1 protein-coding gene and 1 pseudogene are annotated in these 17,098 nt (G+C 72.7%); both read left to right on the plus strand.

The genetic code is table 11. From position 1 onward, the window contains the following. Positions 1-8: 8 nt before the first annotated feature. Positions 9-12,686: pseudogene (locus tag ACPC54_RS08830) on the plus strand (amino acid adenylation domain-containing protein); the annotation flags it as partial. Positions 12,687-13,071: 385 nt separating this feature from the next. After that, positions 13,072-17,010, plus strand: a complete 3,939-nt coding sequence (locus ACPC54_RS08835) for an amino acid adenylation domain-containing protein (protein ID WP_498962752.1) — start codon at positions 13,072-13,074, stop codon at positions 17,008-17,010. The last annotated feature ends 88 nt before the right edge of the window (positions 17,011-17,098 follow it).

Genomic DNA, 17,098 nt, shown 5'->3' on the forward strand with positions numbered 1-17,098 from the left:
TGCCCGCGACGACGGCGGAGCTGTTCGCGGCCCGGGTGGCGGCGGCGCCGCACGCGCCGGCCCTGGTGTTCGAGGGCGGCGAGCTCTCCGCGGCCGAACTGAACGCGCGGGCAACCCAGTTGGCCCGCTACCTGAGTGAGTTAGGCGTCGGCCCGGAGTCGTTCGTGGCGCTGGCCCTGCCGCGCTCGGTGGAGTTCGTGGTCGCCGTCCTGGCGGTGTGGAAGGCGGGCGGCGCGTATCTGCCTGTCGACCCGGCTTACCCGGCCGACCGGATCTCCTACATGCTGGAGGACGCCGAGCCGCCGTTGGTGCTCACCCGCTGCGATGTCGCGGAGCGCGTCCCCGAGGGGCGCCCGGTCGTGGTGCTGGACGACCCGGCGGTCGCCGCGGCCGTCGAGGCGCAGTCCGCGGCGGAACTCGTCAGTCCGGCGCGGTTGTCGAATCCGGCCTACCTGATCTACACCTCCGGCTCGACGGGCCGCCCCAAGGGCGTCGTGGTGTCGCATTCCGGTGCGGCGAGCCTGCTCGCCACCCAGCTGGAGCGGCTGCAGGCGGGCCCGGGCTCCCGGGTGCTGCAGTTCGCCTCGCCCAGCTTCGATGCCGCCTTCTGGGAGCTGTGCCTGGGGCTGTTCTCCGGCGCGGCCCTCGTCGTGGCGCCCGCCGAGACGCTGCTCCCGGGCGAGGAACTGCGGCGGACCCTGGTCGAGTTCGGGGTGACCCACGTGTTGCTGCCGCCGGTCCTCCTGGCGGCGATGGAGCCGAGCGACGACCTGTTGCCGGGCGGCCGGCTGGTCTCGGGCGGCGAGGCGTTGTCGGGCGAGGTCGCCGGCCGCTGGTCGACGGGCCGCCATCTGGTGAACGCGTACGGCCCGACCGAGGCGACCGTCGTCGTCACGCTCAGCGGACCGCTGGGCGGCACGGAGACCCCGCCGCTCGGTGCGCCTGTGGTGGACGCCCGGCTGTACGTGCTGGATCCGGGCCTGCGGCCGGTGGGGCCGGGTGTGGTCGGCGAGTTGTACATCGCCGGGGCGGGTCTGGCGCGTGGCTACCTGGGTCGTCCGGGTCTGAGTGGTGAGCGTTTCGTCGCGGACCCGTTCGGTCCGGCGGGTTCGCGGATGTACCGCACCGGCGACCTGGTGCGGCGGACGGAGGCCGGGGAGCTGGAGTTCGCCGGCCGGGTCGACGACCAGGTGAAGATCCGCGGCTTCCGGATCGAGCTGGGCGAGGTCGAGGCGACGCTGGCCGGGCAGCCCGGCGTCGGACAGGCCGCAGTCCTGGCTCGCGAGGACCAGCCCGGTGCCCGGCAGCTCGTCGGCTACGTCGTCCCCCGGGACGGCGCCGTGCTCGACCCGGCCGAACTGCGGGTGGGCGTGGGCGGGTCGCTGCCGGACCACATGGTCCCGGCGGCCGTCGTGGTCCTCGACGCGTTCCCGGTGACGCCGAACGGCAAGCTGGATCGCAGGGCGCTGCCCGCGCCGGACTTCGGCGCCGCGGCTGGTGGGCGGCGGCCGCGGACGGTGCAGGAGGAACTGCTCTGCGCGGTGTTCGCGGAGCTGCTGGGGGTGCCGGGCATCGGCATCGACGACGACTTCTTCCACTTCGGCGGGCATTCGCTGCTGGCCACCCGGCTGGTCGGGCGGGTGCGTTCGGCGCTGGGTGTCGAGTTGGCTGTCCGTACCGTGTTCGAGGCGCCCACCGTGGCGGCGCTGGCCGCCCGGCTGAGCGATGCCGGCGAGGCCCGTCCGGCGCTGGAACCGGCGGTACGCCCGGGTCGGGTTCCGCTGTCGTTCGCGCAGCGGCGGTTGTGGTTCCTGCACCGGCTGGAGGGTCCGAGCGCGACCTACAACCTGCCGATGGCGCTGCGGCTTTCGGGTGTGCCGGACCGGGCGGCGCTGGCAGCCGCTCTCGGCGACGTGGTCGGCCGGCACGAGAGCCTGCGGACGGTGTTCCCCGAGGACGAGGGTGTGCCGTTCCAGCGGGTGCTGGAGGATGTGGCGCCGGAGCTGACCGTGCGCGAGGTGGCGGCGGGCGAGTTGGAGACTGCCCTGTCGGCGGCCGCGGCGGTCGGCTTCGAGCTGGAGTCCGAGGTCCCGCTGCGGGCCGAGCTGTTCGTTGTCAGTGCCGACGAGTCCGTCCTGTTACTGACACTTCATCATATCGCCGGTGATGGCTGGTCGTTGGTTCCGCTGAGTGCGGATCTGGCGGCGGCCTACGGGGCGCGGGTGCGCGGTGAGGCTCCGGTCTGGGAGCCGCTGGCGGTGCAGTACGCCGACTTCACGTTGTGGCAGCAGGGGCTGCTCGGCGAGGAGGGTGACCCGGAGAGCCTGATCGCCCGGCAGTTGGCGTTCTGGAAGTCCGAACTCGCCGGATCTCCTGCCGAGTTGAACATTCCGACCGACCGGGTGCGGCCGGCGGCAGCGAGCTACCGGGGTGCGAGCCTCGGGTTCACCGTCCCGCCGGAGGTGCACGCAGGCCTGCGGTCGCTCGCCCGCGAGTCCGGGGCGACGCTGTACATGGTGGTCCAGGCGGCGATGGCGACCCTGCTCACCCGGTTGGGCGCGGGGGAGGACGTGCCGATCGGCGGGGTCGTGGCCGGGCGTACCGACGAGGCGTTGGACGATCTGGTCGGCTTCTTCGTGAACACCGTGGTCCTGCGCAGTGACACCTCGGGCGACCCGAGCTTCCGCGAACTGCTGGGCCGGGTGCGGGAGTCGGACCTGGCGGCGTTCGCGCACCAGGACGTGCCGTTCGAGCGGCTGGTCGACGCGGTCGGTGCGAACCGCTCGCTGGCCCGGCACCCGCTGTTCCAGGTGATGCTCGTCCTGCAGAACAACGAGCAGGCCCGGTTCACCTTTGCGGACCTGCGCGCCGACTGGCGCCGCGTGGATGCGGGTGTGGCCAAGTTCGACCTCGCCTTCGAGCTGATCGAGCGGGCCGAGGGCGGGATCGAGGGCCTGGTCGAGTACTCCTGTGACCTCTTCGAGCGGGAGACGGCCGAGCGGATCTGCGAGCGCTTCGTCCGGGTACTGGCCGCCGTGGCGGCGGCGCCGGACCAGCGGATCGGCCGGATCGAGGTGCTGGACGCGGCCGAGCGTCGGCAGGTGCTGGCGGAGTGGAGCAGTGCTCCGAGCGCGGTCGAGGAGCTGACGGCGGCGGAGCTGTTCGCGGCCCGGGTGGCGGCGGCGCCGGACGCGCCGGCCCTGGTGTTCGAGGGCGGCGTCTACTCGGCGGCCGAACTGGACGCGCGGGTGACCCGGTTGGCCCGGCACCTGGTCGAGTTGGGGGTCGGGCCGGAGTCGTTCGTGGCCCTGGCCTTGCCGCGTTCGGTGGAGCTGGTCGTCGCGGTGCTCGCGGTGTGGAAGGCGGGTGGCGCGTACCTTCCCGTGGACCCGGCCTATCCGGCCGACCGGATCTCCTACATGCTCGACGAAGCCCGGCCGCAGCTCGTCCTGACCCGCTCGGACGTGGCCGACCGGGTGCCGGCCGGCCGCCCGGTCGTGGTGCTGGACGACCCGGCCGTGATCGCGGCCGTCGAGGCGCAGTCGGTGGCGGAATTCGTCAGTCCGGCGCGGTTGTCGAACCCGGCCTATCTGATCTACACGTCTGGTTCGACCGGGCGTCCCAAGGGCGTTGTGGTGTCGCACGCCGGTGTGGCGGGCATGCTCGCCACTCAGCTGGAGCGGGCGCCGGTGGGTGCCGGTGACCGGGTGCTGCAGTTCGCTTCGCCGAGCTTCGATGTCGCGTTCTGGGACATGTGCATGGGTCTGTTCTCGGCCGGCACCCTGGTGGTGGTTCCGGCGGAGCGGTTGCAGGCGGGTGAGGAGCTGCGGCGGACCCTGGTCGAGTTCGGGGTGACCCATGCGCTGGTGCCGCCGGTCGTGTTGGCGGCGATGGAGTCGACCGACGATGTGCTGGCGGGCGGATTCCTGATGGCGGCCGGTGAGGCCTTGCCGGGTGAGGTGGTCGGGCGCTGGTCGCCGGGGCGCACGCTGTTGAACGTCTACGGTCCGACCGAGTCGACGGTCGCGGCGACGGTCAGTGGCAGTGGGTTGAGCGGTTCGGCGACGCCGTCGATCGGCCGGGCGGTGCTCGGGACCCGGTTGTATGTGCTGGATCCGGGTCTGCGGCCGGTGGTGCCGGGCGTGGTCGGTGAGTTGTACATCGCCGGTGCCGGTCTGGCGCGCGGCTACCTCAAGCGTCCGGACCTGACCGGTGAGCGCTTCACCGCCGACCCGTACGGCCCGGCGGGTTCGCGGATGTACCGCACGGGTGACCTGGTGCGGCAGACGGCGGGCGGTGAGCTGGACTACCTGGGCCGGGTCGACGACCAGGTGAAGATCCGCGGCTTCCGGATCGAACTCGGCGAGATCGAGTCGGTGCTCGCCGCGCACCCGGCGGTGGGTCAGACGGCGGTCATGGCGCGCGAGGATCAGCACGGCGGCAAGCAGGTGGTCGCGTATCTGGTCGCCGCACCGGGCGCCGAACTGCCGGATACCGCCGGGCTGCGCGCCTACGTCGGCGGAACACTGCCCGACTACATGGTCCCCGCCGCGTTCGTGGTCCTCGACGCGTTCCCGGTGACGCCGAACGGCAAGCTGGACCGCAAGGCCCTGCCCGCCCCGGACTTCACCGCCGCGCGCAGTGGCCGCCGCCCCCGGACGGCGCAGGAGGAGCTGCTCTGCGCGGTGTTCGCGGAGCTGCTGGGGGTGCCGGAGATCGGCATCGACGACGACTTCTTCCACTTCGGCGGGCATTCGCTGCTGGCCATCCGGCTGGTCGGGCGGGTGCGTTCGGCGCTGGGTGTCGAGTTGGCCGTCCGTACCGTGTTCGAGGCGCCCACGGTCGCGGGGCTGGCCGCCCGGCTGGCCGATGCCGGTCAGGCCCGTCCGGCGCTGGTACCGGCGGTGCGCCCGGGGCGGGTTCCGCTGTCGTTCGCGCAGCGGCGGCTGTGGTTCCTGCACCGTCTGGAGGGTTCGAGCGCGACCTACAACATCCCGCTGGCACTGCGGCTCACCGGCACGCTCGACCGGGCGGCCCTGGCGGGGGCCCTGGCCGATCTGGTCGCGCGGCACGAGAGCCTGCGGACGGTGTTCCCCGAGGACGACGGCGTGCCGTATCAGCGGGTGCTGGAAGATGTGGCGCCGGAGCTGGCCGTGCGCGAGGTGGCGGCGGGCGAGTTGGAGACTGCCCTGTCGGCGGCCGCGGCGGTGGGCTTCGAGCTGGAGTCCGAGATCCCGCTACGGGCCGAGCTGTTCATGCTGGGTGTGGACGACCACGTTGTTCTGTTGACGCTGCATCACATTGCCGGTGATGGCTGGTCGTTGGTTCCACTGGGCGCGGACCTGGGGGCGGCTTACGGGGCGCGGGTGCGCGGTGAGGCTCCGCAGTGGGAGCCGTTGGCGGTGCAGTACGCGGACTTCACGTTGTGGCAGCAGGGGCTGCTCGGTGAGGAGGGTGACCCGGAGAGCCTGATCGCCCGGCAGTTGGCGTTCTGGAAGTCCGAACTCGCCGGTTCTCCCGCCGAGTTGAACATTCCGACCGACCGGCAGCGCCCGGCGGCGGCGACCTACCGGGGTGCGAGCCTCAGGTTCACCGTCCCGCCGGCGGTGCACGCCGGCCTGCTCTCGCTTGCCCGGGAGTCCCGCTCCACCCTGTTCATGGTCCTGCAGTCCGGTCTGGCCGCGCTGTTGACCCGGCTCGGGGCGGGGGAGGACGTGCCGATCGGCGGGGTCGTGGCCGGGCGTACCGACGAAGCGCTGGATGACCTGGTCGGCTTCTTCGTGAACACCGTGGTCCTGCGCACCGACACCTCGGGCGACCCGAGCTTCCGCGAACTGCTGGGCCGGGTGCGGGAGTCGGACCTGGCGGCGTTCGCGCACCAGGACGTGCCGTTCGAGCGCCTGGTCGACGCGGTCAGCCCGGACCGTTCCTTGGCCCGGCACCCGCTGTTCCAGGTGATGCTCGTCCTGCAGAACAACGAGCAGGCCCGGTTCGGGTTTGCGGACCTGCAGGCCGAATCCGTCCAGGTCGACCCGGGTGTGGCCAAGTTCGACCTCGCCTTCGAGCTGATCGAGCAAGCTGCGGGCGGGATCGACGGCCTGGTCGAGTACTCCTGTGACCTCTTCGACCCGGAGACCGCCGAGCGGATCTGCGAGCGCTTCGTCCGGGTGCTGACGGCGGCTGCCGCGGCGCCGGACCAGCGGATCGGCCGGATCGAGGTGCTGGACGAGGCCGAGCGCCGGAAGGTGCTGGCGGAGTGGAGCAGTGCTCCGAGCGCGGTCGAGGAGCTGACCGCGCCGGAGCTGTTCGCGGCCCGGGTGGCGGCGGCGCCGGACGCGCCGGCCCTGGCGTTCGAGGGCGGCGTCTACTCGGCGGCTGAACTGGACGCGCGGGTGACCCGGTTGGCCCGCTACCTGGTCGAGCTGGGCGTCGGCCCGGAGTCGTTCGTGGCCCTGGCCTTGCCGCGTTCGGTGGAACTGGTCGTCGCGGTGCTTGCCGTGTGGAAGGCGGGTGGCGCCTACCTGCCCGTCGATCCGGCCTATCCGGCCGACCGGATCTCCTACATGCTGGAGGACGCCGAGCCGCCGTTGGTGCTCACCCGCTCCGACGTCGCGGAGCGCGTCCCCGAGGGGCGCCCGGTCGTGGTGCTGGATGATCCGGCCGTGATCGCGGCCGTCGAGGCGCAGTCGGTGGCGGAACTCGTCAGTCCGGCGCGGTTGTCGAACCCGGCCTATCTGATCTACACCTCTGGTTCGACCGGGCGTCCCAAGGGTGTTGTGGTGTCGCATTCCGGTGTGGCGGGCATGCTCGCCACTCAGCTCGACCGGGCGCCGGTGGGTGCCGGTGACCGGGTGTTGCAGTTCGCTTCGCCGAGCTTCGACGTCGCGTTCTGGGACATGTGCATGGGCTTGTTCTCGGGCGCGGCGCTGGTGGTGGTTCCGGCGGAGCGGTTGCAGGCGGGTGAGGAGCTGCGGCGGACCCTGGTCGAGTTCGGGGTGACCCATGCGCTGGTGCCGCCGGTCGTGTTGGCGGCGATGGAGTCGACCGACGATGTGCTGGCGGGCGGATTCCTGATGGCGGCCGGTGAGGCGCTGCCGGGTGAGGTGGTCGGGCGCTGGTCGCCGGGGCGCACGCTGTTGAACGTCTACGGTCCGACCGAGTCGACGGTCGCGGCGACGGTCAGTGGCAGTGGGTTGAGCGGTTCGGCGACGCCGTCGATCGGCCGGGCGGTGCTCGGGACCCGGTTGTATGTGCTGGATCCGGGTCTGCGGCCGGTGGTGCCGGGCGTGGTCGGTGAGTTGTACATCGCCGGTGCCGGTCTGGCGCGCGGCTACCTCAAGCGTCCGGACCTGACCGGTGAGCGCTTCACCGCCGACCCGTACGGCCCGGCGGGTTCGCGGATGTACCGCACGGGTGACCTGGTGCGGCAGACGACGGGCGGTGAGCTGGACTACCTGGGCCGGGTCGACGACCAGGTGAAGATCCGCGGCTTCCGCATCGAACTCGGCGAGATCGAGTCGGTGCTCGCCGCGCACCCGGCGGTGGGACAGACGGCGGTGATGGCGCGCGAGGACCAGCACGGCGGCAAGCAGGTGGTCGCGTATCTGGTCGCCGCACCGGGCGCCGAACTGCCGGACACCGCCGGGCTGCGCGCCTACGTCGGCGGAACACTGCCCGACTACATGGTCCCCGCCGCGTTCATCGCGCTGGCGGCCTTCCCGGTGACGCCGAACGGCAAGCTGGACCGCAAGGCCCTGCCTGCCCCGGACTTCACCGCCGCGCGCAGTGGCCGGCGCCCCCGGACGGCGCAGGAGGAGCTGCTCTGCGCGGTGTTCGCCGAACTGCTGGGGGTGCCGGAGATCGGCATCGACGACGACTTCTTCCACTTCGGCGGGCACTCGCTGCTGGCCACCCGGCTGGTCGGGCGGATCCGGTCCGCACTCGGCGTCGAAGTCGCCGTCCGTACCGTGTTCGAGGCGCCCACCGTGGCGGCCCTCGCCGCCAGGCTGGCCGATGCCGGCCAGGCCCGTCCGGCGCTGGAACCGGCGGTGCGCCCGGGGCGGGTTCCGCTGTCCTTCGCGCAGCGGCGGCTGTGGTTCCTCCACCGTCTGGAGGGTTCGAGCGCGACCTACAACATCCCGCTGGCACTGCGGCTCACCGGCACGCTCGACCGGGCGGCGCTGACGGCCGCCCTGGCCGATCTGGTCGGCCGGCACGAGAGCCTGCGCACGGTGTTCCCCGAGGACGACGGCGTGCCCTACCAGGAGGTGCTGGCGGACGCGGCGCCGGAGTTGCTGGTCCGGGAGACGACCGAGGCCGCCCTGCCGGACGCGCTGGCGGCCGCCGCCGCGACCGGCTTCGAGCTGGAGTCCGAGATCCCGCTGCGGGCCGATTTGTTCGTCGTCGGCGCCGAGGAGTGTGTGCTCCTTCTGACGATTCATCACATCGCTGCGGACGGCTGGTCGATGGTGCCGCTGAGTGCGGACCTGGCGGCGGCCTATGGGGCGCGGGTGCGCGGGGAGGCTCCGGTCTGGGAGCCGCTGGCGGTGCAGTACGCCGACTACACGCTGTGGCAGCAGGGGCTGCTCGGTGAGGAGGGTGACCCGGAGAGCCTGATCGCCCGGCAGTTGGCGTTCTGGAAGTCCGAACTCGCCGACGTTCCCGAAGAGCTGAACATTCCGACCGACCGGGTGCGGCCGGCGGCGGCGACCTACCGGGGTGCGAGCCTCGGGTTCACCGTCCCGCCGGAGGTGCACCGTGGCCTGCAGTCGCTCGCCCGCGAGTCCGGGGCGACGCTGTACATGGTGGTCCAGGCGGCGATAGCGACCCTGCTCACCCGGTTGGGTGCGGGGGAGGACGTGCCCATCGGTGGTGCCGTGGCCGGTCGGACCGATGAGGCGTTGGACGATCTGGTCGGCTTCTTCGTGAACACCGTGGTGCTGCGCACCGACACCTCCGGTGACCCGACGTTCCGCGAACTGCTGGGCCGTGTCCGGGAGTCGGACCTGGCGGCGTTCGCGCATCAGGACGTGCCGTTCGAGCGGCTGGTCGACGCGGTCGGTGCGAACCGCTCGCTGGCCCGGCACCCGCTGTTCCAGGTGATGTTCGTCCTGCAGAACAACGAGCAGGCCCACTTTACGTTCGCGGACCTGCGCGCCGAATCCGTCCAGGTCGACGCGGGCGTGGCCAAGTTCGACCTTTCCTTCGAGCTGATCGAGCGGGCCGGGGGCGGGCTCGAAGGCCAGCTCGAATACTCCAGTGACCTCTTCGACCCGGGGACGGCCGAGCGGATCTGCGAGCGCTTCGTCCGGGTGCTGGCCGCCGTGGCGGCGGCGCCGGACCAGCGGCTCGGCCGGATCGAGGTGCTGGACGCCGACGAGCGCCGGAAGGTGCTGGGGGAGTGGAGCAGCGCTCCGCGGGCCGTGGCGGCGCTGACCGCGCCGGAGCTGTTCGCGGCCCGGGTGGCGGCGGCGCCGGACGCGCCGGCCCTGGCGTTCGAGGGCGGCTGCTACTCGGCGGCCGAACTCGACGCGCGCTCCAACCGCCTGGCCCGGCACCTGGTCGAGCTGGGCGTCGGCCCGGAGTCGTTCGTGGCGCTGGCCTTGCCGCGTTCGGTGGAACTGGTCGTCGCCGTCCTGGCGGTGTGGAAGGCGGGTGGCGCGTATCTGCCCGTCGACCCGGCCTACCCGGCCGACCGGATCTCGTACATGGTGGAGGACGCCGAGCCGCCGTTGGTGCTCACCCGCTCCGACGTCGCGGAGCGCGTCCCCGCGGGGCGCCCGGTCGTGGTTCTGGACGACCCGGCCGTGATCGCGGCCGTCGAGGCGCAGTCCCCTGCCGGGCTCGCGGTCACCGCGGGCCTGTCGAATCCGGCGTACCTGATCTACACCTCTGGTTCGACCGGCCGCCCGAAGGGCGTTGTGGTCTCGCATTCCGGTATTGCGAACCTGCTCGCGTTCCAGGTCGAGCTGACGGAGGTGGGTGTCGGCTCGCGTGTGCTGCAGTTCGTCTCGCCCAGCTTCGACGGTGCTTTCTGGGAGCTGTGCATGGGTTTGTTCTCTGGCGCGGCGCTGGTGGTGGTTCCCGCGGAGCGGCTGCAGGCGGGTGGGGAGCTGGAGCGGACGCTGACCGAGTTCGAGGTGACCCATGTGGCGCTGCCGCCGGTGGTGCTGTCGGCGATGGAGCCGAAGGACGGGCTGCTGTCCGGTGGGTGCGTGATCTCGGGTGGCGAGGCGTTGTCCGGTGAGGTCGTCGCCCGCTGGTCGCCGGGCCGCCGGCTGGTGAACTCCTACGGTCCGACGGAGGCGACGGTCTGCGCCACGAACACCGCCGCGCTGAGCGGTTCGGCGACCCCGCCGATCGGCTTCCCGGTGTTCAACGCCCGGTTGTACGTGCTGGATCCGGGTCTTCGGCCGGTCGCCCCGGGCGTGGCGGGTGAGTTGTACGTCGCCGGCCCCGGCCTGGCCCGGGGTTATCTGGGCCGTCCCGGCCTGAGCGCCGAGCGCTTCACCGCCGACCCGTACGGGCCGGCGGGCTCCCGGATGTACCGCACCGGCGATCTGGTGCGCTGGCGTGCGGACGGTCAGCTCGCGTACGTCGGCCGGGCGGATCATCAGGTCAAGCTGCGCGGTTTCCGGATCGAGTTGGGTGAGGTCGAGGCGGCCCTGGCCGGGCGGCCCGGTGTGGGCCAGGTCGCCGTGCTGATCCGCGAGGACCAGCCGGGGGTTCGGCAGTTGGTCGGTTATGTGGTGGCCTCGGACGGTGCGGTGCTCGACCCGGCCGAACTGCGGGCGGGCGTGGGTGAGTCGCTGCCGGACTACATGGTCCCGTCCGCCGTCGTGGTCCTCGACGCGTTCCCGGTGACGCCGAACGGCAAGCTGGACCGCAAGGCCCTGCCCGCCCCGGACCTGTCCACCATGACCACCGGGACGGCCGCCCGTGACGGGCGCGAGGAGGTGCTCTGTGCATTGTTCGCCGGCCTCCTGGGCCTGACGGCGGTCGGCGTGCACGACAGTTTCTTCGACCTGGGCGGTGACAGCATCGTCTCGATCCAGCTGGTCAGCCGCGCCCGTAAGGCCGGGCTGGTGATCACCCCGCGCCAGGTCTTCGAGCACAGGACCGTCGCGGCCCTCGCCGCTGTCGCTCAGGACCTGGCGTCGGGCGCGGCCCCCGCGGTCGCGGACAGCGGCCTGGGTCGCGTTCCGGCCACGCCGGTGATGCGCTGGCTGTTCGGGCGCGGCGGCCCGCTCGGCCGGTTCAACCAGTCGATGTTGCTGAACGTCCCCGCCGGGCTGACCGAGGAGCACCTGACCGCGGCCCTGCAGGCCGTCCTCGACCGCCACGACGTCCTGCGCGCCCGGCTCGTCCCCGTAGACGAGACGAGCGCCCCCGGCGGCCCGGAACTGGACGTCCCGCCGCCCGGCAGCGTCCGGGCCTCCGCGCTGGTCAGCCGGGTCGACCTTGCCGCTCCCGGCGCGCCGGGCCTGCGTGAGCTGCTGGCGCGCGAGGGTGAGGCCGCGGCCGATCGGCTGGACCCGGAGCGCGGTGTCATGGTCCAGGCGGTCTGGTTCGATGCCGGGCCGGACGCGCCGGGCCGGCTGCTGCTGGTCGTCCAGCACCTGGCGGTCGACGGCGTCTCCTGGCGCATCCTGGTCCCCGACCTGGCGGCCGCCTGGGAGGCGGTCGCGGCCGGGCGCGAGCCCGTCCTCGACCCGGTGGCCACCTCCTTCCGGAGCTGGTCCCGGGGCCTGGCCGAGGCCGCCCTGAGCCCCGCCCGTCGTAGGGAACTGTCGCTGTGGGAGCGTCAGTTGGACGTCATTGACCCGCTGGTCGGCGACCGCCCGTTCGACCTCGCCGAGGACCTGACGGGCACCGCGCGGACCCTGACCCGCACCCTGCCCAGTGACGTCACCGCGGAGCTGCTGACCAGCGTCCCGGCCGCGTACCACGCGGGCGTCAACGACGTGCTGCTCACCGCCTTCGCGCTGGCCGTGGCGGATTACCGACGTCGGCACGGCCGGGTCGGCGACGGCTCCGTCCTGGTCGACCTGGAGGGCCACGGCCGCGAGGATGTGGTCGGCGGTGCCGACGTCTCCCGCACGGTCGGCTGGTTCACCAGCGCGCACCCCGTCCGCCTCGCCCCGGCCGTCCGCGACTGGGCCGGGCTGTGGGCCGGCGGCGCGCCGGTCGGCCAGGCGCTCAAGCTGGTCAAGGAGCAGCTGCGCGCCCTGCCCGACCACGGCCTCGGCTTCGGTCTGTTGCGTCACCTCAACCCGGAGACCGGGCCGCAGCTGGAGGCGTTCGGCGAGCCGCAGTTCGGCTTCAACTACCTGGGCCGCTTCCCGGCCGCCGGTGACGGGCCGTGGTCGGCCGCCGCCGAGGCCGAGGCGCTCGGGGGCGGGACCGACCCGGCGATGCCGATGACCCACCTGGTGGCGCTGGAGGCCCTGACCGAGGACCATCCCACGGGCCCGCGGCTGGTGGCGAGCTGGTCCTGGGCGGGCCGGGCCGTCTCCGAGGAGACCGTGGCGGAACTGGCCGACCTGTGGTTCCGTGCGCTGCGCGTGACGGCCGAGCACGCCCGCACCGCCGGCAGTGGCGGCCACACCCCCTCGGACCTCTCTCTCGTGTCCTTGTCCCAGGCCGAGATCGACCTGCTGGAAGCCGACTGGAGGCTCCCGAACTGACGAAGCCCGCGTGGCCGTGACCAAGCACCACATCCCGGTCGACGGCTGCTCGGTGCCCGTCACGAGCGCCCGGTCCGTACCGATGGCACGGGCCGGGCGCTGCTGTGCATCTGGATGACGAATCGGGGCGGACCCACGTACTCCGGTCCTCCCCGGTGGCAACTTGATGCATTGAGCATTGTGACCAGAACTACTCGGTGCCAGAGTTTGCGGCGTCAGCCTCGAACAGACGTCGCGGTCTCCTGCGATCTGCATCGCAGGGCCCGTTCTGAGGCTTGGAGAGATCTCACCTTCTGGGAATTCAGTCTTCGGGATTCCGTCGCACCCAGTCCTGCGGCCGGTCCCGTTCCAACCGATCGCTATCGCCAGGGATGGAAGTAACAGCATGTCCGGGGGAGACAGAGCTGCCTTGACGGCGGCTCAAGCGGGAATCTGGTTCGCCCAGCAGTTGGAGCCTGACAATCCGATCTTCAATGCCGCGGAATACCTGGAGATCCAGGGTGACGTGGACGCGGCGCTGCTGGAGGCCGCGCTGCGGCAGGTCGTCACCGAGGCCGAGACCCTCCGGGTGCGCATCGCGCAGGACGGGGACGAGCTGTGGCAGTACATCCAGCCCGTCCCCGAACGGCTGTTGGAGGTCGTCGACCTCACCGCCGAGGCCGACCCGGAGGCAGTCGCCGTCGCCCGGATGCGGCGGACCATGGCGGTCGCCCTCGACCCCGGCCGCGACCGGCTGTACCACTTCGAGCTGCTGAAGGTGGCCCCCGGGCGTCACCTGTGGTTCTACTGCTACCACCACGTGGTGGTGGACGGCTTCACCGTCGCCCTGCTCGCCCAGCGCACCGCGGAGGTGTACACCGCACTCGCCGCCGGCGAGCCCGGCCCGGCCAACCCGTTCGGCCCGCTGGCCGCCCTGGTCGCCGCCGACCAGGAGTACCGGGCCTCCGAGCGGTTCACCGAGGACCGCGACTACTGGGCCGGCAAGCTCGCCGACTGCCCCGAGCCGGTCGGCCTCGCCGCCCGCAAGCCGGTCCTGGCGCACGGGCTGGTCCGGCGCACCGCCTTCCTGCCGGTCGAGCACCTGGACGCGCTGCGCGACACCGCCCGCGAGGCCGGCGCGACCTGGCCGGCCGTCGTCGCCACCGCCTCCGCCCTGTACCTGCAGCGCGCCACCGGCGCGTCCGAGGTGGTGCTCGGCCTGCCGGTCGCCACCCGGCTCGGCAAGGCTGCCCGCAGCCTGCCCGGCATGGTCTCCAACGTCGTCCCGGTCCGGGTGGCGATCGACCCGTCCGCCACCTTCGCCGAGGCCCTGCGCCTGGTCACCGTCGAACTGAAGGGCGCGCTCAAGCACCAGCGCTACCGCTACGAGGACCTGCGCCGCGACCGCGGCCTGCTCGCCGGGGACCAGCGGCTCACCGGGCCCGAGATCAACATCATGATGTTCGACTACGACCTGCGCTTCGGGCCGCACCGCGCCGTCGTGCACAACCTGTCGATCGGCCCCTCCGACGACCTCTCGGTGATCTTCTACGACCGCTCGGACGGCCGCGGCCTGCAGGTCGACTTCGACGCCAACCCCGAGCTGTACAGCGGGGACGAACTCGCCGCCCATCAGGACCGGTTCCTCGGCTTCCTGGCCAACCTCGCGGCCACCGCGCCCGAGCAGGCGGTCGGCCGGGTCGACCTGCTCGGCGAGGCCGAGCGCGAGCTCGTCCTGCGCACCCTCAACGACACCGGGCACCCGCTGCCGCCCACCACCCTCACCCAGCTGCTGGCCGGCCGGGCCGCCGCCGGGCCGGACGCGCAGGCGCTCGACTTCGAGGGGCAGAGCCTCAGTTACCGCGAACTGCACGAGCGCGCCGACCGGCTCGCCCACCTGCTGGTCGAGCGCGGCGCCGGCCCCGAGCGGATCGTCGCGCTCGCGGTGCCCCGCTCGGTCGAGCTGGTGGTCGGCCTGCTCGCCGTGCTCAAGTCCGGGGCCGCCTACCTGCCGATCGACCCGGACTACCCGGCCGAGCGGATCTCCTTCCTGCTGGAGGACGCGAGCCCGGCCCTGCTGCTCACCACCGCGTCGGCCCGCGACCGGATGCCCGCCGAACTGGCCGTCCCGCAGCTGCCGTTGGACGGCCCCGAGCTTCCCGGCCTGCTCGCCGACCGCCCGGCCGGCCCGCCCGCCGTGCGGCAGAGCCCGGACCACCCCGCGTACGTCATCTACACGTCCGGCTCCACCGGCCGCCCCAAGGGCGTCCTGGTGCCGCACCGCGGCATCGTCAACCGGCTGCTCTGGATGCAGGACGCCTACGGACTCGGTGACGACGACCGGGTGCTGCAGAAGACCCCGTCCGGCTTCGACGTCTCGGTCTGGGAGTTCTTCTGGCCGCTGATCCAGGGCGCCACCCTGGTGCTCGCCCGGCCCGAGGGGCACAAGGACCCGGCCTACCTCGCCGCCCTGATCCGCGACCAGCGCGTCACCACCGCGCACTTCGTGCCGTCCATGCTCCAGGTCTTCCTCCAGGAGCCCGCCGCCGCGCAGTGCACCGGCCTGCGCCGGGTGATCACCAGCGGCGAGGCGCTGCCCGAGGAGACCCAGGGCCGGCTGCTGCGCACCCTCCCCGGCACCGGGCTGCACAACCTGTACGGCCCGACCGAGGCGTCCGTCGACGTCACCTCCTGGGAGTGCCGGGACGAGCCCGGCGCGGTGCCGATCGGCCGTCCGGTCTGGAACACCCGCACCTACGTGCTGGACGCCGGGCTGCGCCCGGTCGCCCCCGGCGCTCCGGGCGAACTGTACCTGTCCGGTGACCAGTTGGCCCGCGGCTACCTCAACCGGCAGGGCCTGACCGCCGAGCGCTTCGTCGCCGACCCGTACGGCCCGCCCGGCTCGCGGATGTACCGCACCGGCGACCTCGCCGCCTGGGGCGCGGACGGCGCGCTGCGCTACCTCGGCCGCACCGACGACCAGGTGAAGATCCGCGGCTTCCGGATCGAACTCGGCGAGATCGAGGCCGAGCTGGCTCAGCACCCCGAACTGGCCGCCGTCGCCGTCCTCGCCCGCGAGGACCGCCCCGGCGACCGCCGGCTGGTCGCCTATCTGGTGCCCGCCGCCGTCGGCGCGCGGCCCGACCACGCGCAGCTGCGCGCCCACCTGGCCGCGCGGATGCCCGAACACCAGGTGCCGGCCGCCTTCGTCACCCTCGACCGGCTGCCGGTCACCCCCAACGGCAAGCTCGACCGCAAGGCCCTGCCCGCCCCCGACCTCGCCGCCGCCGTCACCGGCCGGACCCCGCGCACCCCGCGCGAGGGGATCGTCTGCGAGCTGTTCGCCGAAGTCCTCGGCCTGCCCCGGATCGGCGTCGACGACAACTTCTTCACCCTCGGCGGCCACTCGCTGCTCGCCACCCGCCTGGTCAACCGCGTCCGGGAGACCTTCGGCGTCGCCCACACCATCCGCACCCTCTTCGAGGCCCCCACCCCCGCGCTGTACGCCGCCCGGCTGGACGACGGCGGCAGCGAGGACCCGCTGGACGTGCTGCTGCCGCTGCGCCCGCACGGCGACCGCCCCGCGCTGTTCTGCGTGCACCCGGCGGGCGGGCTCGCCTGGCTCTACGCGGGCCTGATCAAGCACCTGGGCGCCGAACACCCGGTCTACGGGCTGCAGGCGCGCGGCCTCTCCGGCGAGGGTGAACTGCCCGGCAGCTTCGAGGAGATGGCCGAGGACTACATCGAGCAGATCCGCAAGGTCCAGCCGACCGGGCCGTACCACCTGCTCGGCTACTCCTCCGGCGGCATCGCCGCGCACGTGATCGCCTCCCGCCTGGAGCGCGAGGGTGAGCGGGTCGGCCTGCTCGCGATCCTGGACACCTATCCCGGTCAGAAGATCGCCGAACTGGACGAGCAGGAAATCCTCGCCGACCTGCTGCGTTGGGTCGGCTTCGACCGGCGCCGACTGGGCCGCAAGCCGCTGGAGTTCGACCAGGTCGTCAACCTCCTGCGCAAGCTGGGCAGTTCGATGGCCAGCCTGGAGCGGCACCACCTCGAGGCGACCGGCAAGGTCTACGCCAACTGCCGCAACCTGGTCAACGGGTACGAGCCGACCCGGTACGGCGGCGACGCCGTGGTCATCGTGGCCTCGCTCGACAAGGTCGACATCTCGCCGACCCCGGCCACCTGGAGCCCCTACGTCGCGGGCCGGATCACCCCCTACTACCTGGACCGCAACCACAACGACCTGATGAAGCCCGCGGCGCTCGCCGAGATCGGGCGGATCCTCGCGGACGAACTGCGCACGATCGACGACGCCGCCGAGGCGCGCCGCCCCTCCTGACGGGCCGTGCCCGCCGGCTCCGCCCCTCCTGGCGGGCCGCGCTCGCTCGCTTCCCTCCTCCTGGCGCAACACCGAATCGTATGAGGGT

The sequence above is a fragment of the Kitasatospora sp. NPDC094028 genome (assembly GCF_049543595.1).
Classification (GTDB): Bacteria; Actinomycetota; Actinomycetes; order Streptomycetales; family Streptomycetaceae; genus Kitasatospora.